Raw genomic sequence first — 26942 nt, 5'->3', positions numbered from 1 at the left:
GGCGCTACCTCGTTCCCACACGCCGCGAGAGCAAGGGCGCTGAGAACGACAGCAGGCCAGAAGTGCGCACGCCACCTCGCACCGCGCCGAACGGACATCATGCTTGTGAGACGCTCCAGGTCTGGCGAATCGTTGCATCAGCGGTCACAGGCTCAGTGGTCAGGGGTTGATGGTTGTTCAGGGTCGTCCGGGGGTCTGTGGGGTCTCAGTGATGGCGCCGGCGCATCTCTTGCCTGTTGCGTGATGCCGAACGGCACGATAGCGATGACCATGATGAGGACGGCGACGATCCGCAGCCACTGAGGGTTGCGGGGCCAGGCCAGGAGTAGGGCGGGAATGGTGAGGGTGATGGCGAGGCTGGCGGCGGCCAACAGGTCGACAACGCGCCGACTGGTCGGGCTCTCCGGGGTCTTCGCGTAAGAACTCTCGGTGGCCTCGCCTTGATTGCTCGATGGCGGGGTCTGCGCCCAGTAGGTGATCAGGCCGGCCGCGCGTTCCTGGGCGATGGTGGGCTTCCGCAAGGCCAGGGCGGTGCAAGGGCGACGATCTCGCCGAATGATGACAACCCCGAAAGAGCCGGGCCTGGCTGAAACGACGTTGTCTCTGGCGATTCGGTGAGTCCGCAGCGGATTGCGCACGACCAGCTCGTCGGCTGAGAGCCAGACCGCGGGCCGTATGACGCCGAACCACCAGAGCGCCACGTAGATCGCGATCATCGTCAGTGGGTCGCTGATCGGGTGGTCGTCTTGCATCGCGGTGGAGATCAGAGCGATCGCGCTAGTGGCGATGATCGCCGCTCCCGTACCGAGCCGGAAGGCCAGGCCCACCCGCCAACAGTCGCTGGCCGCACCGTCAGCCAAGCGCGGTTCCACGTGACGGTCTGTGTTCACCCACGAATCATCGCAGGCCTGCGCCCGCGCAGAACGGGGATGGGTGTGTCCAAGGGTTGCCCCGCAACTGATCTTGGACGAGCAGCAGAGGGCCCCTGCTATCGTGCGCCGATGTCAGCGACGATCAAGAAGTTCCAAGTCACCTTCGACTGCGCACAACCTGAGCGCCTCGCTCGTTTCTGGTGCGAGGTGTTGGGGTACGTCGTACCGCCCGCACCGGAAGGTTTTGTCACTTGGGACGATTTCAAACGTTCGCAGCCACCTGAGCAGCGGGATTCATGGTTCGCCTGCATAGATCCCTCAGGGGTGGGCCCGCGACTGTACTTCCAGCGCGTTCCCGAGGGGAAGGCCGTCAAGAACCGAGTGCATCTCGATGTGCGGGTCGGCACCGGCCTCGTGGGTAAGGAGCGCCTCGCCGCACTTGAGGCCGAATGCGCGCGGCTGGTCCCTCTCGGTGCGGTACACGTGCAAACGCTGTACGACGGCAACGATGCGTGCATCCCGATGCTGGACATCGAGGGCAACGAGTTCTGCATCGACTGAGCCGCCGTCCGCGATGAACGTAGCCCGGCCGACAGCGACGACGGGTCAGCTGTAGGAGACGACCGTCGTGCCGGCGATGTTAGGTTCGCCGGCATGACCGAGCAGATCACGGCCGGGGAGTTTCACGCGGCCGGCGATGTCGAGGACTGGCGCTCGCTTTACCACTTGGTCTCGGCCCACTTCCGGACCGGCTCGCTGGCCAAGGGCATCGCGCTCGTCGAGGAGATCGGGCGACTCGCCGGCGTGGCCGAGCAGCAGTACCTCAACATCGACCTGCGGTCCGCCGGCGTCACGGTGTCCCTGGGGGTGCGCGACATCGCGCTGGCCCGGCGGATCTCGGCTGCCGCCAAGGAACTGGACATTCCCGCCGACCCGACCGCCGTACAGGTCGTCAACGTCACCTTGGACGCACTCGTCGGTTCGGATGTGCTGCCGTTCTGGCGAGCGCTGCTCGGTTATCGCCAGATCGGCGACGACTACCTGTTCGACCCGTTGCGCCGCGGCCCGGGCTTCGGGTTGCAGCAGATGACTGCGGCGCGCCCACAGCGCAACCGCATGCACCTCGATGTCGCCGTACCCCACGATCAGGCCGAGGCTCGCATCTCCGACGCCCTGGCCGCCGGCGGCCGTCTGGTCTCCGACGCGCATGCGCCGATGTGGTGGGTCCTCGCCGATGCCGAGGGCAACGAAGCCTGCGTCGCCACCTGGCTCGGCCGCGAATAGCGCGCACATCGTGTGCGCTCGCGGCTAGGCGGGTAAGGCCTTCCAGTGGCCTTCGGAGATGAGCTCGATCGTGCCGTCGGTCACCTTGATGGCGGTCTGGTCGTCGATGGCGTAGGACGGGCCTGCGATGTCGGCGGCCCATAGCTCGGCGTTCGCCATGGTGTTGTCCGGCATGAGCTCGTGGTCGAGGTGCGGGAAGATCGAGAAGTCGACGACCCCGAGCGTGCGGTCGTCCGCCGCGGACGGCCACGCGACGAAGTCCTCGCCGATCCGCGGTGTCATCACCATGCTGCCGGCACTCACCCCCACCCAGACCGTTTCGGGCAGCGAGGACATGAGCTCCGACAGCCCTGACTGCCGCATCCAATGGCACAGGTACGTCGCGTCGCCGCCGTCCACCAGCAGTACGTCGGCCTCTCGCACCCACGGCACCCATCGCTCCTCGCCGATGCTGGGCAGCGCGGTGAGCTCGAGGACGCCCACGGACTTCCAACCCAGGCTCGACATGTCCCGCGGAGCCTCGCCGGCGACGAAGCCCCGCACCGAGGCGGGCCCGCACATCGGGTGGCCCCACTGCGCTGTCGGGATGCAGAGTGCCCGGGAGTCGGAGATCGGCTTGCCCAGCAGATCGACCAGCGCATCGCGGATGCTGTTGTTCGTCACGCCTCCGGAGGTGAGCAGGAGCTTCACGACGCCTCCCGAGCCAAGTGCGACGGATTCGTGGGGCGTACAAACCGTGGGTGCGTCATCGCCTGACTCCTTGTCCTGGCGTGCTCGAGTGGCCGCCGTTCACCTGTACTACGAACGCTATGCTCCGGATCCGACACCCTGCCAGAAGATTCGGTGGGCCTCCACAGGCGACGGAGAGCTGTGGGGGAGGTCCGTTCGCAGGTCGGAGCAGTTAGGCTGGGCATCAAGGGGGGATCGTATGACGGAGTCGTCCACCGGCTGGCAGCTCGACGCGATCACGTACTCCGGGGGCACGCAGGACGGGCCGCTCGCCAACGTGAAGCTCTCCCGGGCCGGGGAACAGGTGCACGCCGAGGGTTCTGGTACCGGGCTCGTCGACGCGGTGTGCCAGTCGATCTCGCAGGCTACCGGTGTGGAGGCGCGGGTCGTCGCGTTCCGCGCGTACTCGGTCGGCCCGGGCAGCGAGGCTGTCGGAGAGGTCGAGCTCGAGGTGGAGCTGCCGGGCCGCAGGGTTGCGGTACGGGCGTCGTCCACGGATGTCGTCGAGGCCGCCGGGCTTGCCCTCGTCGCGGCCCTCAACCAGTACAACGCGAAGCGGTCGGCCGGAAGCTGAGTCAGGCGCGCCGGCTGTGGTCCGATGAGCGCGACCCACGGCCCACGGCCGACGGCGGTGGAAAACCATGTGCGCCGGCGCCGATGGGTGGAGTTGGATCGGCGTATGTCGATCACGCTTGAGACCGCGACCGTTGCCTCGCTGGACGAGGTCGCCGAGGCGGTCGGGTCCTGGCAGCAGGATGGCGGGCCGGTCCAGCTTCATCCGGGTGACCTTGGGTGGAACTGGAGCCTGGGCGCGGAGCAGCTGGCCGCGGCCGTCCGGGTGTGGCGCCGTGACGGGCAGATCCTGGCCGTTGGCCTCGTCGAGGACGCGGGCTTGATCCGGATGGGCATCGCACCGAGCGTCGATCGCGACGATACGTTCGCCGCGCAGCTTCTGGCCGATCTGTCCGACCCGGCGCGTGGGGTGCTGCCCGCCGGCACCGCGAGCGTCGAGGCCCGGTCCGGCACTGCTTTTCGAGAGCTCCTCGACCGGTGCGGTTGGGTCGCCGACGAGCCGTGGACGCCACTGCGTCGTGACCTCGCCGACAAGGTGGAGGACTGCGGCCTCAGGGTCGAGGTCGTCGACGCGCAGAACGCGCCCGCACGGGTCGCGGTGCAGCGTGCGGTGTTCCCCAACTCGACGTTCACCCTCGAGCGCTGGCACACGATGGCCGCCGCCTCGCCGTACCGTCAGGCCCGGTGCCTGGTCGGGTACGACGCCAACGAGGCCGCAGTCGCCGTGGTGACGGTCTGGTCGGCCGGGCAGGGACGGCCGGGTCTGCTCGAACCACTGGGTGTCCACCGGGATCACCGCGGCCACGGGTACGGCAAGGCCATCTCGCTGGCTGCGGCCGCCGCGCTACGCGAGATGGGAGCGTCCAGCGCGACCGTGTGTACGCCGAGTAGCAACGTCGGCGCTGTGGCGGCGTACGCCTCGGCCGGCTTCCGAAGGCTCCCCGACGTCCCCGACTTCCGCCGTACGAGCTGACCTCGCGAGCCACCAGCAACCGGAAGGGCACAGTCGCACCGAGATGAAGAGCTATCCCCTCCTCAGACGGCCGGGCTGGGGTGACCCTTCCAGTTTGTCCTTACATGCGGGATTTCAGGACGTCGAATTCGCAGCCGGGGGTGGCGGGGTCGAAGCCGTGTTCGATCAGCCAGCGGGCGGCTCGGAGGCTTCGTAGGGACCACCAGGCGCGGATGACGTCGAGGTCGGCGTCGGTGCCGTAGCCGGCGAGGAGGTCGTCGAGGTGCTCCTCGTGGCCGAGCGTGAGGCTGGCTAGGTCGTACATCGCGTCGCCCTGGCTCGCCTCGGACCAGTCGATCACGCCGGTGACCTTGTCGCCGTCGACGAAGACGTGGGTGATCTGCAGGTCCCCGTGCGTGAACACCGGTGTCCACGGCCGGAGTGCGGCCTCGGCGATCTCGCGGTTGCGCGTGACCAGGTCGGCGGGAAGGACGCCGTTCGTGATCAGCCAGTCGCATTCGGCGTCGAGGCGCGATGCGATCTCGTCGACACTCGGGCCGGACCAGGGCGGCAGTGGCGCGTCGTGCAGCGTCCGTACGGCGGCACCCGCCGCGGCCCACGCCGCCGGCGAGGCGGTCGATGGCTCGCCGAGGCGGCCGAGTGCCATCCCCGGGAGGGCGGAGATCGCGAGTACGGGCGGCTTCCGCCACAGCACCTCCGGAGTCGGGACCGGCGCCAAGGCCATCGCCTCGACCTCGACGTCCGTGTTCGTCTGATCACTGTCGATCTTCAGGAACACGTCACCGACGCGCAGAGTCGCGCGCTCGCTATGGGCGACGACGACCTCGACCTCATCCACGCCGGACATTGTCGCGGGGATGACCTCCGACGTCACCGGGATTACGGAATCGTCCGTTCGGGGTGAGTAGCCGCAGGCGCTCATGGGGTGGGATGTGGGGGACAGGCACGCCCGAACGTCCGAAACCGAGTGGAGGCCGGAATGCCAGGTTCAGCCAATGCGCTCGATCACGTCGTGGTCGTGCTGTTCGAGAACCGATCCCTGGACAACGTGCTGGGTCGCTTGTACGGGCCGGGGGACGGCAAGACCTTCGAGGGGGTCATCGGGAAGGAGCTGAGCAACCCGATTCCGGAATGGGCGGAGCACGGCGTCGACCGCAAGGCGGTGCCGTACGGCGTCAGTACCGACCTGGATTCCCCTAACCCGGACTCGGGTGAGGAGTGGTATCACACCAACACGCAGCTGTTCGGTGCGATCGACGACCACAACCGGTTCAAGATCGGCGAGGGTGTGACCGCACCGTGGAACGCGCCGCCGCCGGGTGCGGTTCCGGCCATGGACGGGTTCGTCGCGGACTACATCAGCACGTTCACCGGGGAAGTCGGGCGGCAGCCGACGTATGACGAGTACGCCCAGATCATGACCGGATACACCCCGGAGCAGCTGCCGGTGCTGAGCGGTATCGCGCGGGAGTTCGGGGTGTTCGACCACTGGTTCTCCGAGGTGCCGTCGCAGACGTTCATGAACCGGTCGTTCTGGACGGCGGCGACGTCGTCGGGGCTGGTCGTGAACAGCCCGGCGCGGAAGTGGTTCACGAAGAACGACGCGGAGACGATCTTCGAGCGGCTCGAGCAGCACGGCAGGACCTGGAAGGTCTACGTGATGGAGCCGATGTGCCTGTCGTTCACCGGTGTCATCCACTATCCCCGGCTGAAGGACAGGCTGGCGACGCACTTCGTGCGGTTCTCGGAGTTCGAGAAGGACGCCGCGGCCGGGACCCTGCCCGACTTCTCGCTGATCGAGCCGGACATGATCGCGGGTCACGGCGACTATCACCCGGCGTTCGGCCGGTCGTTCTTCGGCGGCAACGTCGATATCGGGCTCGACCCGTCGTCGGCGATGCTCGGCGGCGAGGCGTTCCTGGAGCGGGTCTTCAACGCCTACCGGTCCGCTACCGCGGAGTCCGGCGCCAACGTCTGGAACACCACCTTGCTGATCGGGTGGGACGAGCCGGGTGGAACGTACGACCACGTGCCCCCGGGTCCGGTCCCGCCGCCCGATCCGGCCGCACCTGCGGGTGAGCTCGGCTTCACGTTCGACCGCTCCGGCTACCGCGTTCCCGCCATCGTCGTGTCGCCGTGGGTCGAGCCGGGCTCGGTGTACAACGAGGAGTACCGGCACACCTCGCTGATCGCGACGCTGCGCAAAACCTGGGACCTCGGTACGCCGTTCACCCAGCGTGATGCCTCCGCGCGCACCTTCGACCATGTGTTCACCCGAGACACCCCGCGCGACCCGCAGACCTGGGCCACCGTCGCGGCCCAGCCGCTGCCTGCCTGGGCGATCGACTACGAGACCCTGGGCAAGGCCCTCGGCTACCTGGGCAAGGACGTCGCCCCCGGCATGATCGAGCACGCCAGACAGCTGGGCGTCGAACTCCCACCGCAACTCGACGACCCTTCCACCGAACTAACACCCCAGCTCATGGTCGAAGTCATCAGAGACGTCGCCTTCCACTACTTCCCCCAACTGGCACCGGCTCATGGTGGGCAGGGGGGTGGATAACTGGTTGCCTGGTGGTGGGGGCTCGCTCAGACTTCGGTCGGGTGGAGGATGCCGAGCTTGAGGTGATGTTGAGGAACGGGCGGTACCCGCGGTCTGCGGGGTACTCGGCTCGGTGGATGGTGGACGGGGGGATGGGGCCGAACCCGGTGTGGCAGGCGGAGGCTTTGAGCGAGCGCATGGTGCTCGAGCCCGGCATGCGGGTACTCGACCTGGGATGTGGCACCGCGCTGAGCTCGATCTTTCTGGCCAAGGAGTTCGGTGTTCAGGTGTGGGCGACCGACCTGTGGGTCAAGCCCGACGAGAACCTGCGCTGCGTGGCCGAGGCGAACGTCGAAGACCAGGTTCACCCGATCTCCGCGGAAGCCCATGCCCTGCCCTTCGCCGACGACTTCTTCGACGCGCTCGTCAGCATCGGCGCCTACCACTACTTCGGCACCGACGACCTCTATCTCGGCTACTACTCGCGCTTCGTGAAACGCGGCGGACAGATCGGCATCGTTCAGCCCGGTCTCGCCGAGGAGTACGAGACGCTTCCCCCGCCACACCTCGAGCCCTACTGGAAGTGGGACTTCTGCGCCTGGCACAGCGCGGCCTGGTGGCGGCGGCACTGGGAGAAGACCGGGCTGGTTACCGTCGAGGTCGCCGATCGACTTCCCGAGGGGTGGCGAGACTGGTTGCAGTGGAACGAGGCCTGCGACCAGGACGCGGGTACGCCGGGACAGGAAGAAGCTCAGATGCTTCGCGCCGACGACGGCCGTACGCTCGGTCTCGCCCGAGTCGTTGCCCGCCGCAACAGCTAGGCGTCGAGGAGTACCTCGTACAGGTAAAGGTCACCGTTGGTGCCGGTACGGCGGAAGCCGGCACGTTCGAGGGTCCGTTGGGAGGCGACGTTGTCCCCGGTGGTGTCCGCGACAACTCGGGACAATCCGTGCTCGGCCGCGACGTTCAGCAGGGCGGTGAGTGCCTCCGCCGCATAGCCGTGACCACGGGCGGACGGGGAGAGACCGTAGCCGACCTCGACACATCCGTCGTTCGGTTGACCCTTGAACCCGATCCCGCCGATGGCCTTCCCGTCTGCGGTCCGGGTGATCCGGTAGTGCCCGAAAGGGCGCTGGTCCCCGTGGGCGGTCGTAGCTTTGAGAAAGGCTGTGACGCCCATGACGTCGCCGTCGAAAGGGAAGTCCTCAGCCCACACATCCCCGGCTCCGGCACGCCGCCCGACGATGCGTTCACCCTCTGCCGCGTCGATGGCGTACAAGCACAGTCGCGGCGTTCGAAGTTCGGTCACGGGCATCAGCGAAGCAGGCCCTCGCCCCTCCGCACAAGCCGATTCCGGGCCCGCGGGGTGCGAGCCGGTGCGTTGGTAGGTTGCGTGGCATGACTGAGCTGGGAGTCGTTGGCTGGCCGCCTGCACCGATCCGGACCGAGCGGCTGGTGCTTCGTGAGCCTGAGGCTCGGGATCGGGCGGCGGTGATCGAGTTGTTGGCCTCGGCGGAGGTGGGCACGTATATCGGCGGGGCTCGGGAGCGTGATGAGCTCGAGGGCGCCATACCTGAGGTGCCTCGGCGGCGCGCTGGTCTGTTCGTGGTTGATCTCGACGGAGCGATGATCGGGACGGTCACGCTTGATCGGCGGGAACCGGAGCGTCCGGGTGACGTTCGTACGGAGGTCGCGCTCGGCTACATGTTCCTGCCGGAGGCTTGGGGATTCGGGTACGCGTTCGAGGCGTGCGCTGCGGCACTCGACTGGTTCGCCGGCGCGCTTCCCGGCGAGGTGGTGGTGCTCTATGCCCAGACCGCCAACGACCGCTCGCTGCGCCTCGCGACGAAACTGGGCTTCACCGAGGTGGACCGCTTCGTGAAGTACGGCGCCGAGCAGTGGCACGGCGAGTGGAAGCCGTCCAGCTGAGATCGTGGATCGACACGGCTGAGAAATTCTGCCGGTAGTGTCGGATCCGGGGTGCGGCGTTCGTTGCAGGGGTGAGAGCGGCCGGAGGTTGCCGTCGGAACAAGGAGTGCTGAGATGACGAGGTACCTGATCTCGTTCGGGAACGGTTCGATGGACCACATTCCCGCGGAGGAGATCCCCGAGGTGGGTCAGGCCGCCCGTGCGGTGATTCAGGAGGCCAAGGACGCCGGCGTGTTCCTTTTCGCGGGTGGGCTGGACTACGGGGACAACGACGTGGAGCACGCCGTGGTGGGCACCGACGGGCTGATCACCGACGGCCCGTACCCGGAGACCAAGGAACTCCTCGGCGGCGTGACGATCGTCGACGTACCCACCCGCGAGGAAGCCTTCCAGTGGGCCGCGAAGATCGCCGTCGCCTGCCGCTGCCCCCAACATGTCCGCAAGTTCATGTACGACCCAGACCTGATCGAATGACCCCACCTTCAGAGGCCCTCTCCCGCCGGGGAGAGGGCCTCTCCCATGAGGGGCGTCCGTAGCCTGTGGCGTTGATCTTGGCGGCCAGGGGACCGAGGTCGGTGGTTAGCTGGGCTGTTTCGGTGGGGGAGAGGGTGGTGTAGGCGGGGGCGGACGTGGTGACCTCCAGCTCCGACCGGCCGTTGCCGGTCTCTCACCATGGCTACGAAACGGGCCCGGCGCCGTCCGACATCTCACCCGGAACTTCCTGTCAGAGGCCGTGTCAGGGCCGTGTCAGGGTCCTGTCTGGGCGGATCGCGATGGTTACTGCATGACAACTTCGGCGATTGCAGTCTCGGGGCTGCGGAAGACCTTCAAGGACAAGACCGTCCTGGACGGTATAGATCTGGATGTTCCGGCGGGCACGGTCTTCTCGCTGCTCGGTCCGAACGGCGCGGGCAAGACGACGACTGTGAACGTGCTGACCACGCTGATCGCGGCCGACGCCGGGTCGGTACGGGTCGCCGGCCACGACGTCGCGACCGAGGCCAAGGCGGTACGCGCGGCCATCGGTGTCACCGGCCAGTTCGCGGCAGTCGACGAACTGCTGACCGGGCAGGAGAACCTCCAGCTGATGGTGGACCTGATCGGTGCGGACCAGCGGGTCGTCACCGAGCTGCTCGAGAGGTTCGACCTGGTGGAGTCGGCCCAGAAGCCGGCGTCGACGTACTCCGGGGGTATGCGCCGGAAGCTCGACCTGGCGATGACCCTGGTCGGCAACCCGCGGATCATCTTCCTGGACGAGCCGACCACCGGGCTGGACCCGCGCAGCCGGCGCACGATGTGGGCGATCATCCGCGAGCTGGTGGCGGATGGCGTCACCATCTTCCTCACCACCCAGTACCTCGACGAGGCCGATCAGCTCGCCGACCGGATCGCGGTCCTCGACCAGGGCCACTTGGTTGCCCAGGGCACCCCGGACGAGCTCAAGCGCCAGATCCCCGGTACGCACGTCCGCCTCCGGTTCAGCACCGTCGACGAGCTCGACGCGGCCGCCGGCCTGTTCGCCGACGCCACGCGGGACGACGAGGCGCTGGCCCTGCGGATCCCCAGCGACGGCGGCACCCGCTCGCTGCGGGCGCTGCTCGACCGGCTCGACGAGTACGCACTCAGCGCCGAGGAGTTCTCGGTGCACACCCCCGACCTCGATGACGTTTTCCTCGCCCTGACGGGCCACTCCACGGAGGTAGTCGCGAAATGAGCAAGAAGTCCCCCTCGATGGTGATGTTGCGCCGCGACTTCACCCACATCGCCCGGAACCCGACCTCGGTGTTCAACGCGGTCCTGATGCCGGTCGTGATGCTGTTCATGTTCGTGTACCTGCTCGGGGACGCGTTCAACGTCGGCGTCGACTACGTCGACTACGCGACACCGGGAATGATGCTGCTGGCCGTCTGCTACGGGCTCGGGGCCACCGCGGTCGCGGCGAACTCCGACATGACGAAGGGCATCATCAACCGGTTCAAGGTCATGGACGTGCCCCGGGGTGCGGTGCTGACCGGCAAGGTCGTCGCCAGTGTGCTGACCAACCTGGTCGCGATCGCGGTCCTCCTCGGAGTGGCCTTCCTGCTGGGGTTCAGCCCGTCGGCGAGCTTCACCGATTGGCTCGGCGTGCTCGGCATCGTCGTACTGCTCGGGTTCGCCACCGCCTGGCTCACGGTCGCGCTGGGCCTGGCGGCGAAGACTCCGGAGACCGCGGGCCTGGCCGCCGTACCGCTGATCATGCTGCCGTTCTTCAGCAGCGCGATCGTCCCGGCGGACAAGATGGGTCAGGGCGTCCGGCAGTTCGCGGAGTACCAGCCCTTCACGCCGATCATCGAGACCCTGCGGGGGTTCCTGAACGGCGCGGTGGACACCAGCGACGCGGTCACCGCCGTGGCCTGGTGCCTCGGGATCGCCCTCGTCGGGTACCTGTGGGCGCGATCCACCTTCACGAAGCGAGCGTGACCTCGGCCAGCTCACTCCAGCTCGTCTCCGCACCCTCTCGAGCCGCCTCGGCGTACCCCGCGTCGCCGAGGCGGCTTCGCGCTGCCTGCTCGATCCGGGCCACGTCCGGATGGGAGCGATCCTGCAGTCCGAGCACCCCGGCACTTGCTCCCAGCAACCGAGCGGCCTGCTCGTACTGGTCGCGGTGCAGGGCAAGATCCGCGACGCCGACGAGTGCCCTCGCGATCAGGGGTGCGTGCCCCGCCTCGGCTGCCGCCTGGAAGGCCGCCGTCCGATGCGTACGGGCGTCGCCGAGATCGTCGGCGAAGTAGCCGAGCAGGTCCTGGGTGTACGCGCGGATGTTCGGCTGCTCCGCCTCGTCGCCCAGCAGCGTGGTCACGACACCGAGTTGCTTGTACGCCTCCTCGGCATCGCCGCTCAAACGAGCGAGCTCCGCCTTCTCGAGGGCCAGTTGAGCCAGCGTGCCCGGCCAGGTGACCCGGTCCGCGAACCGCTGCGCCTCAGCCATCGCCGCCGCGCTGGAGTCCTTGTCGCCCAGCAGCCAGTACAACTGCGCCTGGCGCGCCCGCATCCGGACGACGTCGTCGATGGAGCCGACTTCGGTGACGACTGCGATCGCCTGTTCGTAGTACTCGCACGCGGCGGCGAACTCGCCGCGCACGGTGATCCGGTCCGCCAACTCGGTCAGCGCGAACGAGATCCCGAACCGCTCGCCGAGGGCCCGGAACTCGGCGACGGCCCGCTCGAGGTACGCGTCCGCGTCTCGGCCACCTTCTCCGAGCATGATCCGCATCTTGCCGAGATGGAGCCGGGCCAGCGCGCGGACCCAGGGGTCCTCGCTCTCCAGCAACTGTTCCCACGCGGGCAGGAACGCATCCGGGGCCACCAGCATCTGTTCGAGCGGGACGACCAGTTCCAGCGCCGGATGATGGTGCTGACTGAGCCGGCCGAGCTGGTAGGCCTTGTGGATCCACTCGGCCGCCGCGTATTCGTCGGACGGCCCGGAGCTCACGAACATCGAGATGAGGGCGTACACCGTCGCCCGGATCTCATCGGCCACCTCGCCGGGCGTTTCGGTGGCCGCGCTGATCAGTTCCATGCCCTCGGCCTTGTGCCCGATCAGCCACCAGTACCAGGCGGCCGCCGCGGCGAGCCGCATCGCCGCCTGCGCCTCGCCCGCCGCGACCGCACCCCGCAGCGCGGCACTGATGTTGTCGTGCTCGGCCTGGAGGGTGGCGAGCCATTCCAGCTGCTCGGCGCGGCGAAGATGCGGCTCCGCGGTCTCGGTGAGCTCGGTGAAGTAGGCGAGATGCGCCTGGCGGACCAGGTCCGAGTCTCCCGCTTCCGTCAGCCGCTGCCCGGCGTACTCCTTGATCATGCTGAGCATCCGGTACCGGGGCGCGTCGTCGCTGTCGGCGACCACGAGCGATTTCTCGGTCAGCGCGGTCAGCAACTCGAGCACCTGCCACGACTCGACCGAGTCGCCGACGCAAACCCGCTCGGCCGCCTCCAGGCTCGCACCACCGGAGAACACGGACAGCCTGCGGAGGACTACCCGTTCGGCGTCGGAGAGCAGCGTCCAGCTCCAGTCGATCACCGCTCGTAGTGTTCGTTGCCGGGGCAGCGCCGTCCGGCTCCCGCCGGTCAGCAGGCGGAACACGTCGTCGAGCCGGTCGGCGAGCTGATCGAGGGACATCGTCCGCAACCTGGCCGCGGCCAGCTCGATCGCGAGCGGCATCCCGTCCAGCGCCCGGCAGACCCGGGCCATGGTCGACAACGTGTGGGCGTCGTTCGCGAGATCCTTCCGTACGGCGCTCGCCCGGTCGCGCAACAACTGGACGGCCGGCGAAGACCCCGGGTCGGCATCGTCCTCCGGCAGGGCCAACGGGACGACCCGCCAGAGCGCCTCACCGGTGATGCCGAGCGGTTCCCGGCTGGTCGCGAGGATCCGCAGCCGGCGGCACTCCCCGAGCACCCGATCGGCGAACGCCGCCGCCGACTCGATCACGTGCTCGCAGTTGTCCAGGATCAGCAGCGCCTCGCGCTCGCGGAACGCGGTGATGACCCGGTCCGTCGGCTCCACGTCCGACACCTCGCCGAGCAGCGCATCCCGCAGCCGGAGCGCAGCGAGCGTCGCCTGCGCCACGTCACTGTCCGGGCCGACGGGCGCGAGCTCCACCAACCAGACCCCGTCCGGCAGGTCGCCGAGCAGCGTACTCGCGGTCTCTGTCGCCAGCCTGGTCTTGCCCGCGCCACCCGGTCCGATCAGCGTGGTGAGCCGGTGGTCGGCGATGAGCTCACGGACCGCGGTGATGTCGGCGTCCTTGCCGACGAAGCTGGTCAGCCCGGCGCGCAGGTTGGTCTTCCGGTCCTCGTCCCGCCGTCCCAGCTCGCCCCGCAGCAGGGCGACATGGAGTGCGGACAGTTCGGGTGAGGGGTCGACGCCCAGCGAGTCGGCCAGCGTTTCTCTCGTGCGCTCGTACGCAAGGAGCGCATCGGCGTTGCGACCGGCCGCGACGAGAGCACGCATCAGGGCGGCGACGAGGCGTTCCCGCACCGGGTGCGCGGCCACCAGGTCGGTGAGTTCGGTGACCAGCTCCGCGCCGTGGCCGAGGCTGATCTCCACCTCGAACCGGTCCTCCATGGCCGTCAGGCGCAGCCCTTCGAGCCGGGTGACGGCCGCGTCGTACGCCGTACTGTCCTGCAGGCCGACGTCCTGCATGGCCGCACCGCGCCACAGGGCGAGGGCCTCGCGGAGGCGCCGTACCCGCTGGGAATCGTCGTCGTTGCGGGCCGGACCGACGAGGCGTTCGAACCGGACCGCATCGACGGCGTCGGGGTCCACCACCAGGCGGTAACCGTCCGTCTGGCCCTCCACCACGCCGTCCGGCAGGGCTTTCCGCAGCCGGGAGGCCAGGCGTTGCAGGGCGTTCGCCGCCTCGGCGGGCGGCTGTTCACCCCAGATCCAGTCGATCAGCGTCGCCTTCGGGACCACCCGCCCCGGTTGGAGGGCGAGGGCGACCAACAGCCCGCGCAGCCGGGCGCCCGGTACGTCGGCCAGGACGCCGTCGTCCGTACGTACCTCGAATGAGCCCAGCATCCCGATCTGCACCCGGCCGATTTTGCCACGGCCGATTGGCATCGTTGTCCGGACTGACGCGTCAGGGGCCGGTTTCACCCTGAGGGGGTGACGTTGCCCTGCCTTCTGAAGGACACGATGGGAGCGCCCGGTTCGATCGAAGGCAAGGAGTGGACGAATGACCGCCTTTACGGTGTGGAAGTTCGAGGGTCCGGATGACGCCGCGCACGCCGTCTCGGTGCTCAAGGGCTGTGAGCAGGACGGGCTGGTGAAGATCCTCGACCACGCGGTCGTCAGCTGGCCGAAAGACGCCTCGCAGCCGACCACCAAGCAGTCGCACGAGGAAACCTGGCGGGGGACCGGGTGGGGAGCCTTCTGGGGCGTTCTCCTCGGTGCCCTCTTCTTCGTCCCCCTCGTCGGCGGCGTGGCGGGGGCCGCGATCGGCGCGATCAGCAAGATGACGCAGGACACCGGCATCACCAAGGAGCAGCTGGAGAAGATCCGCACCGAGGTGACCCCGGGGACCTCGGCCCTGTTCGTGGTCACCGAGCAGGGTGATCTCGACCGGGTCGGCGAGCGCTTCCACAACATGCACAGCAAGCTGATCGCCACGAACCTCACCGACGCCGAGCGTCAGGAGCTGCTGGAGACGTTCGGGGGCAGCTGACCGCTAGAAGCGCTGGACGACCATGAAGAGGCTGAGGATCAGGGCGATCGAGGAGAAGACCCAACCGACCGCGGCCGGCGGCTTGCCGCGGCGGTTGCCGATGCACCCGAAAATCGCCAGCGCCAACCCCGGAACGGCGAAGGGGAGAGGGGAGTAGGCCCGCCAGGTAACGGGCTGGCCGGGTGTGCGGTGTTCCTGCTGCCGGTCGACATGGTGGACGACGGGTTCGGTTCGGGCGGACCGTAGCTGATGCAGACTCCACTCGGACAGGGCGGCTCCCGTACGAATCCATCCCTACCAGCCCCACCGGGCCAAACCCGGTGGTGATGTCAGCTCACGGCCTTCTTGATCAGGGTGGCGATCTTCTTCTCGAGGGCGGGGGTCAGGGCGGTGAGGGCGTAGGCGGTGGGCCACATCGGCCCGTCGTCGAGGGTGGCGATGTCGTTGAAGCCGAGGGTTCCGTAGCGGGTCTTGAACTTGCCGGCGGGCTGGAAGAAGCAGAGGACCTTGCCGGCCTTGGCGTAGGCGGGCTGGCCGTACCAGAGCTTCGGGGCGAGCTCGGGCGCGTTGGCCTTGATGATGGCGTGCAGGCGCTCGGCGATCGCGCGGTCGTCGTCGTCCAGCTCGGCGATCTTCTCGAGGACGGCGGCCTCGTCCTCCGCCCGGCCGCGGGAGGCCTTGAGCTCCTTGGCGTGCTCCTTCATCGCGTCGCGTTCCTCGGCCGTGAAGCCGTCGTACGACTTGCGCTGCGAGGTCGTCTTCGCCGTGGTCTTCCGCGTGGTGGCCATCAGAGGTTCCTGTCTGTGTGATCCGGTCTGAACAAGCTCCACGCTAGGCGCCCACCTCCCCCCGGCGCTTCTCGAAAACTGATCGATCCGGTCTTACCGCCGTCGGCTCGGTCTGCTGCCGGGGGCTCGGCTAGGTTGAGGTGGTGTCGAGTTTCGCGCCGTTTCCGGAGGAGTTGACGACTGAGCGGCTGCGGCTGCGTGTCTGGCGTCCGTCGGATGCGGAGGAGTACCGCGCGCTCTGGGTCGAGCGGGATCCGCGGGCGCTCCGCCGGATCGACGCGGACGGGCGTCCGACGGTGGACGAGATCCGCGGGTGGCTTGTCGGCAATCCGCGGGCGGCGGCGGAAGGGCTCGGGTTGCTGCCGATCGAGCTGCGGGACAGCGGTGAGTTCATCGGGTACTGCGGACTGACCGTCGGCCAGGCGTCGTTCGAGGAGCCGGAGATCGCGTACGAGCTCGCCCAGCGGGCCCATGGTCACGGGTACGCCACCGAGGCGGCCCGCGCGGTTGTCGAGGCGGCGGCGCGGACGGGCCGGCGGCGGTTGTGGGCGACGGTGCGGGAGTGGAACGCGGCCTCGTTCCGGGTGCTGGAGAAGCTCGGCTTCTACCACAGCGGGCGGGTGAGCGAGGATCCCGAGCGCGGCGACTCGATCTGGATGACCCGCGTACTCGATCGGCCGTCGGCGTAGCGGCTGCCAACTCACGGTGTGTACGAGACTGGACCCGTGAACCGACAGGATGATCTGGCCGCCGAAGGTGAACCGGAGAGGGAGTTCAACCCCGGGATCGCCGCCCGGTTACCGCGGAAGACCGCTGCCGGGGGCGCGCTGATCCGTGACCGCGCCGGGCGCATCCTCTTCCTCGAACCCACCTACAAACCGACGCTCGACATCCCGGGCGGCATTGCGGAGTACGACGAATCGCCGTACGACGCCTGCCGCCGCGAGGTGAAGGAGGAGATCGGCCTCGACCTCGAGATCGGCCCGCTCCTCGTCGTCGACTGGGTCCCGGCCCTCGGCCCCTGGACCGACGCCCTCGCCTTCGTCTTCGACGGCGGAACCATCGACGCCGACCTCACCCCCGACCCCACCGAGGTCCGCGCCATCCACTTCCTCACCCTCCCCGAGGCAACCCCTCGCCTCCGCCCCTCCATGGCCCGCCGCCTGGCCCTGGCCCACCGAGCCCTCTCCACCCGATCCCCGATCTACGCCGACTTCGGCCGCTGACCGGATCGGGGGTCGGGCTCGATCCGGAAAATAGTAGCCATGTACTTAGTAGCCATGTACTGTATCTGACATGAGCGAGGTCAAAGGAGCGACGCCGGGGCATCTGGTGTGGCGGTTGTCCATGAAGTGGCGGGTGGCGGTGGATCGCGCGTTGGCGCCGGTGGGGTTGACGCATGCGCAGTACGTGATGCTGGCGTCCTTGTACGGGATGGAGCGCGCCGGGCAGGTGCCGAGTCAGCGGGAGCTGGCCGACTACACCGGCCTGGAGGCGCTCTACGTATCCAAGCTGGCCCGCAGCCTCGACGCCGACGGGCTGATCCAGCGCACCCGCGACGCCGTCGACACCCGCACGATGCGCCTCGAGCTGACCGACAAGGGCCGCGAGACGATCCAGCCCGCCATTGCGGAAGTCGGCGCCCTGCTGGACAAGCTGCTCGCGCCGCTCGGCGGTCGCCGCGGTGCGCGCACGAAGGACTTCGTCCGCGACCTCACCGAACTCCTCGACACTCCACTGTGAAGGAATCCGCCATGCCCGAGATCGACATCCTTGACTCGACCATCCACTACGAGGACACCGGCAGCGGTACGCCGATCGTCTTCCTGCACGGCAATCCGGCCTCGTCCCACGTCTGGCGCAACGTCCTGCCGTACGTCGGAAGCGGCCGGCTGCTCGCCCCCGACCTGATCGGCATGGGCCGCTCCGGCAAACCCGACAGCCCCTACCAGTTCGCCGATCACGCCCGCTACCTCGACGTCTGGTTCGACGCGCTCGAGCTCGATCAGGTGATCCTGGTCGGCCACGACTGGGGTGGCGCGCTCGCGTTCGACTGGGCGTCGCGGAACCCGGACCGCGTCCGGGGCATCGCTTTCTTCGAGACCATCATCAAGCCGATGGCCTGGGAGGACCTGAGCCCGCAGGCCCGCGAGCGCTCGCAGTTGATCCGTACGCCGGGCGCCGGCGAGGATCTCGTCCTCGAGCAGAACCTCTTCGTCCGCCAGGCCTTCACCGGCGGTGTCCTGACGCCGGTCGCCGACGACGACCTGCAGACCTACCTGGCGCCGTTCCCGACCCCCGAGTCGCGCCGGCCGATCCTCGCCTGGGCCCGCCAGTTGCCCTTCGGTGGCGATCCGGCCGAGCTCGTTGCCCGGATCAACCAGTACGACGAGTGGCTGGCCGGCAGCACCGACGTACCGAAGCTGCTGATCACGTTCGAGGGCTCGCCCACCTTGCTGATCGGCAAGGAGCTGGCCGAGTGGTGCGCAGCCAATGTCGCCGCACTCGACATCGTCCACGGGGGGGAAGCCGGGCACCACGCGGCGGAGGATCGTCCCAAGGAGATCGGCACCGAGATCTCCGCCTGGGTGGACCGGCACGGCCTGCGCTGACCACGAGCCCCCGGGCCCACGACCGGACCCGGGGGCTCGATCGGGTGGTTGTCAGCCGGCCGCGGCCAGCGCCGTCGGGCGGTACAGGGTCTGACCCGACGTGTCGTCGACGACGGCGACCCGGATGGACTCCGGAGTGGAGTCCTGATGCGGTACGGCGAAGACGGCGGTCGCCGGGCGTCCGTCGTACCTGGCGGTGTAGCTGACGAACCGCCAGTCCCCGTCGTCCCAGTAGTCGTGGATGTCGGACCGCAGCAGCCCGTCGACCGCGCGGTATGCGGGGCTGAGCAGCAGTCGTCGCTGCGTGGCGGCGAGTGGTACACCGTCGGTCGCCGTACCCGCGAGCGGGTGGCTCAGCCGGAGCCGCAATCGACGCAATGGCAGCAGCCAGTACCGATCCAGCTCGGCGGACAGCATGACGAACACGGCGGCCTCGACCACGAGCACCACCGCGGCCGGGCCGGCTGACCACCAGCCGACATCCGCCGTTGTCGCCACCGCAGCTGTTGCTAGCAGCAACAAGGCCCGCCCGATCGCCCGTCGGCCAACGGGTTTCTCCGACTTCCCGACGCAGCCACAGGACGCCTCCGGGACGACGATCCTGGCGTAGATCAGGTAACCGGTGAACCCGAGTGCCAGTGCGGCCGCCGCCACTGCCTCAATTCTCGAGGCCGGTGGAAGCAGCAGAGCCACGGCGATGATGGCCTCGACTCCACCGACGGCACGATAGGCCGCGGTTGCGCGTGATTCGCCGACGAGGCGCGGCAACGCCGTACGACTTGCTTGTTCTGCGTGGGCGAACTTGCCGTACGACGTCCACAGCAGAAGCACGCCGATCAGGAGCGGCTGCGCGGCCGCCACTTGCTGGGCGCCCATGTCAGTTCGACGCGTAGATCGTCGCGATGTCGATCTCGTTGGTCCCCGGTCGCCAGGCGCCGATCACCTGGGCGTGCCGGCCGACCTTGAGCATCGACAGGTCCGACACCGCGGGCGTGCCGTTGTACACCGCCGCGGTCACGCTGGGCTGGACGTGCCCGACGACCTTCTGACCATGATGGTCGAACTGCACCGCGGAACGCCCGATCGAAGTGATGGCCACGGTCAGGTTCACGATGTTGATCCAGACCGACTCGGCGGCCAGGGTGCCGTCCGGCATCAGTACGCCGCGTGCGTACAGACCATCGCCGATCCGGGCCTGGTCGATCGTGGTCGGCCGGAGCTTCCAGACACTCGTCACGCCGGTCAACTGGATCCGGTGCAGCCGGCCGTCGGATCCCTGCACCTGCAGGAGATCCTGGTTGCGGCCCATGATCAGGCCCTCGGCGAAATTCGGGTCCGGTTGTCCCGGTTCGGGGAACTGGCTCGCCGCGGCGAACGCGGTCTCCGGGGCAAGCGAACCCATCGCCGTCGCGGCGACCAGCCCGGTGGCCCCGAGCGCGGCACGGGTGAGCAGGGAACGGCGGTCCATCGTGGATGTCATCTCGGTTCACCTCTCAGCCGACGTCGATCGCAGCGGGAATCAGACCGGCACTCAGACTCGCGATCGCGGAGAACGCGGCCGGAGTCAGGTCGACGATCCGGTTGGAGGCGCACGTCCCACCACAGCAGGCACGTTCACCACAGAACAGGTCGGTCTGCGGACCACAGTCCGCGATCGACGTGACCACCCGTTTGCTGTTGCACAAGTTGGTCGTGGAGTGCTTGAAACCGCACGTACGCCGGGACATCCCGGAGATCCCGCACGTGTCCGGATGGGTGATGGCGTAACACGCGTCCGAGGTGTTCGGCCACGCGTGCTGGAAGTTCCCCGAGTGACAGGTTCCGCAAGCACCACGCCCGGTGCTCGCACAAGGTCCCCATGCGTTTCCGCAACAGAACCACGAGACTTCGCCGTTGAGTCCGGCCATGACAAATCCTCCAGGTCTAGGGGCGGTAAGACCTACTGGATTTCTTTGTACTCCGATCCGGCGAAATCTCCCACCCCTCAAACCCAAACGGAAACTTTTTGCCCAAGAGGACTCGTCCCGGCAGCTCCCGCGATCGACCCTCGCGGCCGGCTACGCGCGCTCCTGCCGTCGCGTGCTGCGCCGGCCGCCCCACCCACCCGTTTGTGCGCTCGCGCTGCTCGCGGGTGTGCTCGCGGTGCTCGCGGGTGGGCTCGCGATGCTCGCCGGTCGACTGCGGGTGGTCACGGGCTGGGGTGAGTCGGGGGTGGGCTGTGGGTGGGTGTGGTTTGTCCCCTCGCGGCCGGCTACGCGCGCTCCTGGCGTCGCGTGCTGCGCCGGCCGCCCCACCCGCCCGGTTTGTGCGCTCGCGTTGCTCGCGGGTGGGCTCGCGGCGCTCGCGGGTGGGCTCGCGATGCTCGCCGGTCGACTGCGGGTGGTCGCGGGCTGACGGATCTGCGGGGTGGGTTGTGGTGTGGGCAACTGTGGTGGGGGAGTTGTGGTGGCGGGGCGACCGGGGCGGAGCGGCGACCGTGGGAGGGGGCCGTGGTGGAGGCGGCGACTGCGGTGGAGGGGGACCGTGGTGGAGGCGGCGACTGCGGTGGGGGTTGTGATGGATGTCGCCACCTCGGATATTGCAGGCTGCCGCACAGCATCACCTCCGGTGCCGGCTGCAACTGGCCAGCGGTACACACCAGCGCAGTCCGCCCAGTAAGCACGCCAGCCCGGGACCACCCGCAGTCGATCGCGAGCGTCGCGAGCGCACCGCGAGCCGTGCGAGCGCACAAAGGGGCGGGTGGGGCAGCCTGCGCAGCACGCGACGCCAGGAGCGCGCGTAGCGGGCTGCGAGGGGCGACTACATTCCCTCTAGCGTTGGAGTCTGTATGCGGTATACGATCGTGCGGAGCGTGTTGGTGTGTGACCTGGTGCACGGTGGGATTCATCGGTACTGGATACACTTGGCGCGTTTGTGGAGGGGAGTATTCCTCTCGGGTCGCGCCGCGGCGGGCCTGACTACGGCAGTGTCGTCATCACGGGAGGCCTGGGCGGCCGAACCGGTGCTGCCGGCCCGGGGTTTCCGGGTGGAAGAGACCTCCGGACCGAGCTGTACGCCGTCGTCCGGAGGATTGTCATGGTCTCTGTCATGTCCCCTGTCGTGTGGGTGCTCACGATCATCGGATTGCTCGCGATCGTCGCGTTCGACCTGATCGTGATTGCCCGGCGCAACCACACCGTGACGATCAAGGACGCGACGCGGTGGGTGCTGTTCTACGTGGGGCTGGCGGGGCTGTTCGCGGTCGGGCTGTTCGTGTTCAGTCCGGGGCAGACCGGCGGTGAGTTCGTCGCGGGGTACATCACCGAGTACAGCCTGAGCGTCGACAACCTGTTCGTCTTCGTCATCATCATGGCGCGGTTCGCCGTACCGAGTCTGGCGCAGGACAAGGTGCTCTACATCGGCATCGTGGTGTCGATGATCCTGCGCGCGGTCTTCATCCTGGCCGGTGCGGCGGCGATCTCGGCGGCCAGCTGGGTGTTCTACATCTTCGGCGCGTTCCTGGTGTACACCGCGGTCCGGCTGGCGCTCGAGGGCGAGAACGACGAGGCCGACTTCCAGGAGAACGTCGTACTGCGCGGGCTGCGCCGGGTCCTGCCGCTGTCGCACGACTACGACGGGTCCAAGCTGACCACCCGGATCGACGGCCGCCGGATGGTGACGCCGCTGGTGATCGTGATCGCCTCGATCGGGATGGCGAACGTGATCTTCGCGCTGGACTCGATCCCGGCGATCTTCGGGCTCACCCAGGACGCCTACATCGTGCTGACCGCGAACGCGTTCGCGCTGATGGGCCTGCGGCAGCTGTACTTCCTGATCGGCGGGCTGCTGGAGCGGATCATCTACCTGAACGTCGGCCTGTCGGTGATCCTGGCCTTCATCGGCGTGAAGCTGATCATCGAGGCGCTGCACGGCTCGCACATCGACGACATCGGCGCGATCCACCTGCCGCACATCGGGATCCTGACGTCGCTCGGGTTCATTGTCGCCACCTTGTTCGTGACGACCGTGGCCAGCCTGATCAAGTCGTCGTACGACCGCCGCAGGGTCGAGGTCAAGATCCGGATCGACGACTGACCCCGCGGCGGTCCGCCTCAGACCGGCTCGGGCTGCTCGGCGCGGGCCGGGCGGAGCCGGAGGTAGAGCACAGGGATCGGCGTCAGGATCAATCCTGAGGTGAGCAGCGCCGCACGGAGGCTGGTGCGGCCCAGCGCGCCCAGCGGCGGGCCGCCGACGACCTGGCCGATGGCGTTGGCCTGCGACACCATCGAGATCACCGTCGCACGGGACTTGGAGTCGACGTGCCGGTTCAGCCAGGCGGACTCGATCGGCCAGGCCAGGGTGCCGGCGATCGTGTTGACCCACATCGCCGCCAGCGCCAGCCAGAGGTGATCGAGCAGCGCGAACGAGATCACGCCGGCCACCTGCAGTGCCGCGAGCAGCGCGAGTACGCCGTTCGGATGCGTAGCGGTCACCCGCTCCGGTGAGACCTTGTTGAGGACGAGCGAGCTGACCAGGGACAGCAGCGTCCCGATCAGGGCCAGCACCGTGAACCAGAACGCGGGGTCCGACGTACCGAAGACGGTCGGGAAGCTGAAGTTCAGGATCTTCACCGACCACAACCGGTCGAAGGCCTCGCTGGACAGCCCGGAGATCAGGCTGATCAGGACCAGCGTTCGTACGACGGGACGCCGCCGGGCAACTCCGAGTCCGTGCTTGAACGTGTCGGCCATCTGCCGGAAGGTCTCGCGCTCCTCCCGCGGCGTCCGGTGGAAGTTCTGCTCGCGCATGAACAGCGCGAGCATCAGGGCGAGCAGGATCATCCCGGCGCCCGACAGGGTCATCGGCAGCGGCAGGCTGATCAGGCCGAGCGCGCCGGCGCACACCGTGCCGGCGATCTTCGCGCCGAGGCTGAACTGCTGGCTGCGGACGAAGACCTTCGCGGCCCGCTCGGTGCCGATCTCGTCGGCGATCCACGCCTGGTCGGCGCCGGAGGTGAAGGTGTAGCCGACACCCCACAGCACCTGGGCGGCGAGGATCGCCAGGAACGCCGGCACCAGTCCTTGGAGCAGGAAGCCGGCGCCGATCAGGGCGAAGCCGATGATGATCGACAGCCGGCGGCTGTACAGGTCGGCGACGATGCCGGTCGGGATCTCGAACAGGAAGCAGGCGAGCTCGAGGACGGTCCCGACGAGGACCATCTGGAGCGGGTCCAGGCCGGCGTCGCGGACGTAGTACACCATGCTGAGCGTGAAGGTCAGCGCGGAGAAGAACGCCCAGGCGCCGTTGTAGGCGTAGTAGGTCCGGGCCGGATCGGCGGACCGGTAGGCAGGCAGAGCCATCGTGGGTTGCTCCCGAAAGTGTGCAGGACGAAGCGCGACCCGAGTAGGTCAAACGCTTGACGTGACGCACGACGGCGGCCCGGCCGGCGGACGGCGGAGGTGCGCTTTCAGGAGCGGGTTTGCATGACGTCCAGGGTAGGGCAGGACCCGGCGCGTCCGCCTCCGAATTTGCAGACCACTGCGGGTGATCAGGAGTACCATCGATAGTGCCTGGCCCGGCCGTTCCCCCGTGATGGTCGGGTCAGGTTTTCGCCGCATTGCGTAAGTAGATCCTTACGCGTAAGGTCCGGCTTACGGGTCGAGGGGGCGGCATGGCGATCGAGGTGGGCGCCGTACTCGCCGCGGTGGCGGACGGGTCACGGCGGCGGATCGTGGCGCGGCTCGCGCAGGGGCCGGCGACGACCGGGCAACTGGCCGAGCTGTTCCCGATCAGCCGGCCCGCCGTTTCGCAGCACCTGAAGATCCTGCAGACCGCCGACGTCGTGCGGACCACGCTGGTCGGCCGCCACCGCTGGCACGAACTGAATCCCGACGCGCTCCACGCACTGGCGCACTGGGCCATCGACGTGGCCGCCCGTCACGAGAAGGCGCCGCCGCTGCGCCGAGGAGATCGACCGTGAGTCAGCCGGTGAGTTACGTCGAGTTCACCATCCCCGACGTCGGCCGAGGCGCCTACATCCTGGACCCCACCGGCCTCCTGCTGGGCCTCCACGGCTACGACGCCTAGAAACCCCTTTCCGGTAGCCCCGGCCTGCACGACGCCCCGGAGGCGGGTTTCTTCAGGTCTTGACATGAGGGGTCCGGGGCGGGTTGACTGCGACATAGTTCACAAGAGAAATAAATTCTGGATCGGTCCGGTGTCGGTGGCTCAGAGCGACCCCGGGCTCGATCGGCGTGTGTCCGGATCCGATGGCTGGCCATCGGATCATTCGGCGTTTCCGCCGGATGGTTGCTGCGGGCAACGCGAAGAATCCCTTGTGGACAAGGGGATCTGAGCGTCTCGGTCACCGTCCGGTATCGACGGGGCCGGAGAGTCTTCCGCTGCCCGTGGTTCTGTGTCATCCTCCGGGATAGCGAAACCCGAGATCCTATCGGATATCGGTTCCACTCCAGCGCGTGAGGGAAAGGATGCGGAGTGAGCGCAACTTTCGAGGTCAAACCGGCGCCGCCGGCACCGGCTCCCCGGGAGGCGGTGAGAACCGCCCGGAAAATCCCCAGGACGAGCCGCCGGACCGCGGCAGGCCGCAGCCTGCGCCGGCACTGGCAGCTCTACCTGTTGGTCGTCGTACCGCTCGCGTACTTCGTCATCTTCAAGTACATCCCGATCAGCAACGCGGTGATCGCGTTCAAGAACTACAGCCCGGTCAAGGGCCCGTGGGGCAGCGAGTGGGTCGGGTTCAAGAACTTCGAACTGTTCTTCCAGAACCCGGTGTTCTGGACCCTGGTGAAGAACACGTTCTTCCTGGCGGCCTACACCGTGCTGGCCAGCTTCCCGATCCCGATCATCCTGGCGATCGCGCTGAACGAGATCCGCAACGGCCGGTTCAAGAAGGTCGTCCAGCTGGTCACGTACGCGCCGTACTTCATCTCCACCGTGGTCGTCGTCTCGATGACGATCCTGGTGCTGTCGCCGCGGCTCGGGTTCGTGAACGACGCGATCGGGCTGTTCGGGGTGCCCGCGGTCGACTTCCTCGGTAAGCCGGACTACTTCCGGCACATCTACGTCTGGTCCGACGTCTGGCAGACCACCGGCTACTCCGCGGTGATCTACCTGGCCGCGCTGGCCGGGATCGACCCGGCGCTGCACGAGTCGGCCCGGATCGACGGGGCCAGCCGGCTGCAGCGGATCCGGCACGTGGACCTGCCCGGGATCATGCCGACCGCGGTGATCATCCTGGTCCTCGGCGTCGGCAACATCATGTCGATCGGGTTCGAGAAGGCCTTCCTGCTGCAGAACCCGCTGAACCTGGCGCAGTCGGAGATCATCGCGACCTACGTCTACAAGACCGGTCTGCTGAACGCCGACTTCAGCATGGCGACCGCGGTCGGGCTGTTCAACTCGGTGATCAACCTCTTCCTCCTGCTCGGCGTGAACTTCGCCGCCAAGCGCATCACCGGAAACGGACTCTGGTCATGAGTATCACGTTGCAAGGCTTCCGGCGTACGACGGGCAACCGGTCGGAGCGCACCACGATCGAAGAGACCACGACCGACAAGATCTTCCTGGTCGGCGTGAAGATCATGCTCTGGATCGCGCTGATCGTCGTCGCGGTCCCCCTGATCTACATCGTCGCCAACTCGTTCAGCAGCGCGTCGGCCGTCAGCGCCGGCCGGGTCCTGCTCTGGCCGGTCGAACCGAGCCTGCAGGCGTACAAGACCGCGTTCGGCGACCCGCAGATCATGCAGGGCTACCTGAACTCGTTCATCTACGCGGTGGGCGGCACGCTGATCAGCGTCACGCTGACGATCGCGATCGCCTACCCGCTGTCGCGGAGCACCTTCTTCGGCCGCAACGTGATCATGAGCCTGCTGATCTTCACCATGCTGTTCTCCGGCGGCCTGATCCCGACCTACCTGGTCGTCCAGGACCTGGGCATGCTGAACACCCGGTGGGCGATGGTGATCCCGAGCGCGATCGGGGTCTGGCAGGTGATCATCGCCCGGACCTTCTTCCGCTCGACCATCCCGGACGAGCTGTACGAGGCGGCCACCATCGACGGGGCCAGCGACCTGCGGTTCCTCTGGTCGATCGTGCTGCCGCTGTCCAAGCCGGTGATCGCGGTGATCGCGCTGATGTACGCGATCTTCCAGTGGAACAGCTACTTCGACGCCCTGGTCTACCTCAAGGACCCGGGTCTCTACCCGCTGCAGATCGTGCTGCGGAACGTCCTGATCCTGAACCAAGTCACCGGTGGCTCGACCACCCAGAACCTGGCCCAGCAGCTCGAACAGCAGCAACTGGCCAACGTCCTCAAGTACGCGCTCATCGTCATCTCGAGTCTGCCCGTACTGATCATCTACCCGTTCGTCGCCCGCCACTTCACCAAGGGCGTGATGGTCGGCGCGGTCAAGGGCTGAGAAGCCCACTTCAGAAG

At 68.0% G+C, this 26942-nt stretch carries 30 protein-coding genes; 19 read left to right on the top strand and 11 right to left on the bottom strand.

Features of this window, described 5'->3' with window-relative positions; genetic code table 11:
* Positions 1-152: 152 nt before the first annotated feature.
* The gene (locus ACZ6O0_RS37330) at positions 153-827 is read right to left on the bottom strand and encodes a hypothetical protein (RefSeq protein ID WP_465769787.1); all 675 of its coding nucleotides are present in this window, start codon (positions 825-827) and stop codon (positions 153-155) included.
* A 174-nt stretch (positions 828-1001) separates the two neighbouring features.
* On the opposite strand from ACZ6O0_RS37330, the gene ACZ6O0_RS37325 reads away from it, so the two are divergent.
* Both ACZ6O0_RS37325 and ACZ6O0_RS37320 read left to right on the top strand, forming a co-directional pair.
* Entirely contained in the window at positions 1002-1433 is a 432-nt protein-coding gene (locus tag ACZ6O0_RS37325) for a VOC family protein (RefSeq protein ID WP_465769786.1), read from the top strand.
* A gap of 93 nt (positions 1434-1526) precedes the next feature.
* Positions 1527-2156, top strand: a complete 630-nt coding sequence (locus ACZ6O0_RS37320) for a VOC family protein (protein WP_465769785.1) — start codon at positions 1527-1529, stop codon at positions 2154-2156.
* A 24-nt stretch (positions 2157-2180) separates the two neighbouring features.
* Here the strand turns inward: ACZ6O0_RS37320 and ACZ6O0_RS37315 are convergent, their stop codons facing one another.
* Positions 2181-2846, bottom strand: a complete 666-nt coding sequence (locus ACZ6O0_RS37315) for a Type 1 glutamine amidotransferase-like domain-containing protein (RefSeq protein WP_465769784.1) — start codon at positions 2844-2846, stop codon at positions 2181-2183.
* A 238-nt stretch (positions 2847-3084) separates the two neighbouring features.
* Between ACZ6O0_RS37315 and ACZ6O0_RS37310 the strand changes: the two genes are divergently transcribed.
* Both ACZ6O0_RS37310 and ACZ6O0_RS37305 read left to right on the top strand, forming a co-directional pair.
* Positions 3085-3459: an alpha-isopropylmalate synthase regulatory domain-containing protein gene (locus ACZ6O0_RS37310; protein WP_465769783.1), complete on the top strand. Its 375-nt coding sequence runs from the start codon at positions 3085-3087 to the stop codon at positions 3457-3459.
* 105 nt (positions 3460-3564) lie between these two features.
* Entirely contained in the window at positions 3565-4431 is an 867-nt protein-coding gene (locus ACZ6O0_RS37305) for a GNAT family N-acetyltransferase (RefSeq protein WP_465769782.1), read from the top strand.
* A 100-nt stretch (positions 4432-4531) separates the two neighbouring features.
* Here ACZ6O0_RS37305 and ACZ6O0_RS37300 read toward each other — a convergent pair whose 3' ends face one another.
* Entirely contained in the window at positions 4532-5269 is a 738-nt protein-coding gene (locus tag ACZ6O0_RS37300; protein WP_465769781.1) for a phosphotransferase family protein, read from the bottom strand.
* 141 nt (positions 5270-5410) lie between these two features.
* On the opposite strand from ACZ6O0_RS37300, the gene ACZ6O0_RS37295 reads away from it, so the two are divergent.
* Together ACZ6O0_RS37295 and ACZ6O0_RS37290 are read left to right on the top strand one after the other, a co-directional pair.
* A complete protein-coding gene (locus ACZ6O0_RS37295; protein ID WP_465769780.1) occupies positions 5411-6994 on the top strand; it encodes an alkaline phosphatase family protein in 1584 nt (527 codons plus the stop codon).
* A gap of 116 nt (positions 6995-7110) precedes the next feature.
* Positions 7111-7794: an SAM-dependent methyltransferase gene (locus ACZ6O0_RS37290; protein ID WP_465769779.1), complete on the top strand. Its 684-nt coding sequence runs from the start codon at positions 7111-7113 to the stop codon at positions 7792-7794.
* Here ACZ6O0_RS37290 and ACZ6O0_RS37285 read toward each other — a convergent pair.
* Positions 7791-8282 (bottom strand): GNAT family N-acetyltransferase, encoded by a 492-nt coding sequence (locus tag ACZ6O0_RS37285; protein WP_465769778.1) that lies wholly within the window; start codon positions 8280-8282, stop codon positions 7791-7793. The two genes, ACZ6O0_RS37290 and ACZ6O0_RS37285, sit on opposite strands and share 4 nt — an antisense overlap.
* A gap of 89 nt (positions 8283-8371) precedes the next feature.
* On the opposite strand from ACZ6O0_RS37285, the gene ACZ6O0_RS37280 reads away from it, so the two are divergent.
* The 4 genes from ACZ6O0_RS37280 to ACZ6O0_RS37265 all read left to right on the top strand — a co-directional run bounded on the left by ACZ6O0_RS37280 (position 8372) and on the right by ACZ6O0_RS37265 (position 11362).
* Positions 8372-8902: a GNAT family N-acetyltransferase gene (locus ACZ6O0_RS37280; protein ID WP_465769777.1), complete on the top strand. Its 531-nt coding sequence runs from the start codon at positions 8372-8374 to the stop codon at positions 8900-8902.
* Positions 8903-9016: 114 nt separating this feature from the next.
* Positions 9017-9376, top strand: coding sequence for a YciI family protein (locus tag ACZ6O0_RS37275; protein WP_465769776.1), 360 nt, complete (start codon positions 9017-9019; stop codon positions 9374-9376).
* A gap of 310 nt (positions 9377-9686) precedes the next feature.
* Complete coding sequence (locus ACZ6O0_RS37270) at positions 9687-10616, top strand: ATP-binding cassette domain-containing protein (protein ID WP_465769775.1); 930 nt, start codon at positions 9687-9689, stop codon at positions 10614-10616.
* Complete coding sequence (locus ACZ6O0_RS37265) at positions 10613-11362, top strand: ABC transporter permease (protein ID WP_465769774.1); 750 nt, start codon at positions 10613-10615, stop codon at positions 11360-11362. The genes ACZ6O0_RS37270 and ACZ6O0_RS37265 overlap by 4 nt, the downstream gene beginning before the upstream one ends.
* On the opposite strand, the gene ACZ6O0_RS37260 is transcribed toward ACZ6O0_RS37265, so the two are convergent.
* Entirely contained in the window at positions 11346-14474 is a 3129-nt protein-coding gene (locus tag ACZ6O0_RS37260; protein ID WP_465769773.1) for a BTAD domain-containing putative transcriptional regulator, read from the bottom strand. The two genes, ACZ6O0_RS37265 and ACZ6O0_RS37260, sit on opposite strands and share 17 nt — an antisense overlap.
* A gap of 145 nt (positions 14475-14619) precedes the next feature.
* On the opposite strand from ACZ6O0_RS37260, the gene ACZ6O0_RS37255 reads away from it, so the two are divergent.
* Complete coding sequence (locus ACZ6O0_RS37255) at positions 14620-15108, top strand: DUF1269 domain-containing protein (protein ID WP_465769772.1); 489 nt, start codon at positions 14620-14622, stop codon at positions 15106-15108.
* 3 nt (positions 15109-15111) lie between these two features.
* Here ACZ6O0_RS37255 and ACZ6O0_RS37250 read toward each other — a convergent pair whose 3' ends face one another.
* On the bottom strand, positions 15112-15234 hold the full coding sequence (locus ACZ6O0_RS37250; protein ID WP_465769771.1) for a hypothetical protein: 123 nt from the start codon (positions 15232-15234) through the stop codon (positions 15112-15114).
* Between the two features lie 203 nt (positions 15235-15437).
* The gene (locus tag ACZ6O0_RS37245; protein ID WP_465769770.1) at positions 15438-15896 is read right to left on the bottom strand and encodes an iron chaperone; all 459 of its coding nucleotides are present in this window, start codon (positions 15894-15896) and stop codon (positions 15438-15440) included.
* A gap of 143 nt (positions 15897-16039) precedes the next feature.
* Between ACZ6O0_RS37245 and ACZ6O0_RS37240 the strand changes: the two genes are divergently transcribed.
* The 4 genes from ACZ6O0_RS37240 (at position 16040) to ACZ6O0_RS37225 (ending at position 18508) form a co-directional block, all read left to right on the top strand.
* Positions 16040-16585: a GNAT family N-acetyltransferase gene (locus ACZ6O0_RS37240; protein ID WP_465769769.1), complete on the top strand. Its 546-nt coding sequence runs from the start codon at positions 16040-16042 to the stop codon at positions 16583-16585.
* Positions 16586-16621: 36 nt separating this feature from the next.
* A complete protein-coding gene (locus ACZ6O0_RS37235) occupies positions 16622-17122 on the top strand; it encodes an NUDIX domain-containing protein (protein WP_465769768.1) in 501 nt (166 codons plus the stop codon).
* A 70-nt stretch (positions 17123-17192) separates the two neighbouring features.
* Entirely contained in the window at positions 17193-17639 is a 447-nt protein-coding gene (locus tag ACZ6O0_RS37230; protein ID WP_465769767.1) for a MarR family winged helix-turn-helix transcriptional regulator, read from the top strand.
* A gap of 11 nt (positions 17640-17650) precedes the next feature.
* Positions 17651-18508: a haloalkane dehalogenase gene (locus tag ACZ6O0_RS37225; RefSeq protein WP_465769766.1), complete on the top strand. Its 858-nt coding sequence runs from the start codon at positions 17651-17653 to the stop codon at positions 18506-18508.
* A gap of 51 nt (positions 18509-18559) precedes the next feature.
* On the opposite strand, the gene ACZ6O0_RS37220 is transcribed toward ACZ6O0_RS37225, so the two are convergent.
* From ACZ6O0_RS37220 to ACZ6O0_RS37210, 3 genes are read right to left on the bottom strand one after another with little or no spacing between them, the layout of a single operon-like run.
* Positions 18560-19384 (bottom strand): MauE/DoxX family redox-associated membrane protein, encoded by an 825-nt coding sequence (locus ACZ6O0_RS37220; protein WP_465769765.1) that lies wholly within the window; start codon positions 19382-19384, stop codon positions 18560-18562.
* Between the two features lies 1 nt (position 19385).
* Positions 19386-19988, bottom strand: a complete 603-nt coding sequence (locus ACZ6O0_RS37215; protein ID WP_465769764.1) for a cell wall protein — start codon at positions 19986-19988, stop codon at positions 19386-19388.
* 13 nt (positions 19989-20001) lie between these two features.
* Positions 20002-20235: an RlpA-like double-psi beta-barrel domain-containing protein gene (locus tag ACZ6O0_RS37210; protein ID WP_465769763.1), complete on the bottom strand. Its 234-nt coding sequence runs from the start codon at positions 20233-20235 to the stop codon at positions 20002-20004.
* A gap of 1360 nt (positions 20236-21595) precedes the next feature.
* Between ACZ6O0_RS37210 and ACZ6O0_RS37205 the strand changes: the two genes are divergently transcribed.
* Positions 21596-22582: a TerC/Alx family metal homeostasis membrane protein gene (locus tag ACZ6O0_RS37205; protein WP_465769762.1), complete on the top strand. Its 987-nt coding sequence runs from the start codon at positions 21596-21598 to the stop codon at positions 22580-22582.
* A 17-nt stretch (positions 22583-22599) separates the two neighbouring features.
* Here ACZ6O0_RS37205 and ACZ6O0_RS37200 read toward each other — a convergent pair whose 3' ends face one another.
* Positions 22600-23847 carry an MFS transporter gene (locus tag ACZ6O0_RS37200; RefSeq protein WP_465769761.1) on the bottom strand — a complete coding sequence of 416 codons (1248 nt, stop codon included), beginning with the start codon at positions 23845-23847 and terminating at the stop codon, positions 22600-22602.
* 311 nt (positions 23848-24158) lie between these two features.
* Here ACZ6O0_RS37200 and ACZ6O0_RS37195 point away from each other — a divergent pair, with 311 nt between their 5' ends.
* From ACZ6O0_RS37195 to ACZ6O0_RS37185, 3 genes are all read left to right on the top strand, one after another.
* Positions 24159-24467: an ArsR/SmtB family transcription factor gene (locus ACZ6O0_RS37195; protein ID WP_465769760.1), complete on the top strand. Its 309-nt coding sequence runs from the start codon at positions 24159-24161 to the stop codon at positions 24465-24467.
* A 515-nt stretch (positions 24468-24982) separates the two neighbouring features.
* Complete coding sequence (locus tag ACZ6O0_RS37190) at positions 24983-25984, top strand: ABC transporter permease (RefSeq protein WP_465769759.1); 1002 nt, start codon at positions 24983-24985, stop codon at positions 25982-25984.
* Positions 25981-26925, top strand: a complete 945-nt coding sequence (locus tag ACZ6O0_RS37185) for a carbohydrate ABC transporter permease (RefSeq protein ID WP_465769758.1) — start codon at positions 25981-25983, stop codon at positions 26923-26925. Before ACZ6O0_RS37190 ends, ACZ6O0_RS37185 begins: the two co-directional genes overlap by 4 nt.
* The last annotated feature ends 17 nt before the right edge of the window (positions 26926-26942 follow it).

The organism is Kribbella sp. NPDC048837 (assembly GCF_055586945.1).
The sequence above is the reverse complement of the archived record's forward strand: the minus strand, read 5'-3'. Positions and strand labels throughout refer to the sequence as shown.

Coding starts and splice junctions, on each gene's coding strand:
- ACZ6O0_RS37325 (WP_465769786.1), top strand. CDS start 1,002: ATGTCAGCGACGATCAAGAAGTTCCAAGTCACCTTCGACTGCGCACAA.
- ACZ6O0_RS37320 (WP_465769785.1), top strand. CDS start 1,527: ATGACCGAGCAGATCACGGCCGGGGAGTTTCACGCGGCCGGCGATGTC.
- ACZ6O0_RS37310 (WP_465769783.1), top strand. CDS start 3,085: ATGACGGAGTCGTCCACCGGCTGGCAGCTCGACGCGATCACGTACTCC.
- ACZ6O0_RS37305 (WP_465769782.1), top strand. CDS start 3,565: ATGTCGATCACGCTTGAGACCGCGACCGTTGCCTCGCTGGACGAGGTC.
- ACZ6O0_RS37295 (WP_465769780.1), top strand. CDS start 5,411: ATGCCAGGTTCAGCCAATGCGCTCGATCACGTCGTGGTCGTGCTGTTC.
- ACZ6O0_RS37290 (WP_465769779.1), top strand. CDS start 7,111: ATGGTGGACGGGGGGATGGGGCCGAACCCGGTGTGGCAGGCGGAGGCT.
- ACZ6O0_RS37280 (WP_465769777.1), top strand. CDS start 8,372: ATGACTGAGCTGGGAGTCGTTGGCTGGCCGCCTGCACCGATCCGGACC.
- ACZ6O0_RS37275 (WP_465769776.1), top strand. CDS start 9,017: ATGACGAGGTACCTGATCTCGTTCGGGAACGGTTCGATGGACCACATT.
- ACZ6O0_RS37270 (WP_465769775.1), top strand. CDS start 9,687: ATGACAACTTCGGCGATTGCAGTCTCGGGGCTGCGGAAGACCTTCAAG.
- ACZ6O0_RS37265 (WP_465769774.1), top strand. CDS start 10,613: ATGAGCAAGAAGTCCCCCTCGATGGTGATGTTGCGCCGCGACTTCACC.
- ACZ6O0_RS37255 (WP_465769772.1), top strand. CDS start 14,620: ATGACCGCCTTTACGGTGTGGAAGTTCGAGGGTCCGGATGACGCCGCG.
- ACZ6O0_RS37245 (WP_465769770.1), bottom strand. CDS start 15,896: ATGGCCACCACGCGGAAGACCACGGCGAAGACGACCTCGCAGCGCAAG.
- ACZ6O0_RS37230 (WP_465769767.1), top strand. CDS start 17,193: ATGAGCGAGGTCAAAGGAGCGACGCCGGGGCATCTGGTGTGGCGGTTG.
- ACZ6O0_RS37225 (WP_465769766.1), top strand. CDS start 17,651: ATGCCCGAGATCGACATCCTTGACTCGACCATCCACTACGAGGACACC.
- ACZ6O0_RS37220 (WP_465769765.1), bottom strand. CDS start 19,384: ATGGGCGCCCAGCAAGTGGCGGCCGCGCAGCCGCTCCTGATCGGCGTG.
- ACZ6O0_RS37215 (WP_465769764.1), bottom strand. CDS start 19,988: ATGACATCCACGATGGACCGCCGTTCCCTGCTCACCCGTGCCGCGCTC.
- ACZ6O0_RS37210 (WP_465769763.1), bottom strand. CDS start 20,235: ATGTCCCGGCGTACGTGCGGTTTCAAGCACTCCACGACCAACTTGTGC.
- ACZ6O0_RS37205 (WP_465769762.1), top strand. CDS start 21,596: ATGTCCCCTGTCGTGTGGGTGCTCACGATCATCGGATTGCTCGCGATC.
- ACZ6O0_RS37200 (WP_465769761.1), bottom strand. CDS start 23,847: ATGGCTCTGCCTGCCTACCGGTCCGCCGATCCGGCCCGGACCTACTAC.
- ACZ6O0_RS37195 (WP_465769760.1), top strand. CDS start 24,159: ATGGCGATCGAGGTGGGCGCCGTACTCGCCGCGGTGGCGGACGGGTCA.
- ACZ6O0_RS37185 (WP_465769758.1), top strand. CDS start 25,981: ATGAGTATCACGTTGCAAGGCTTCCGGCGTACGACGGGCAACCGGTCG.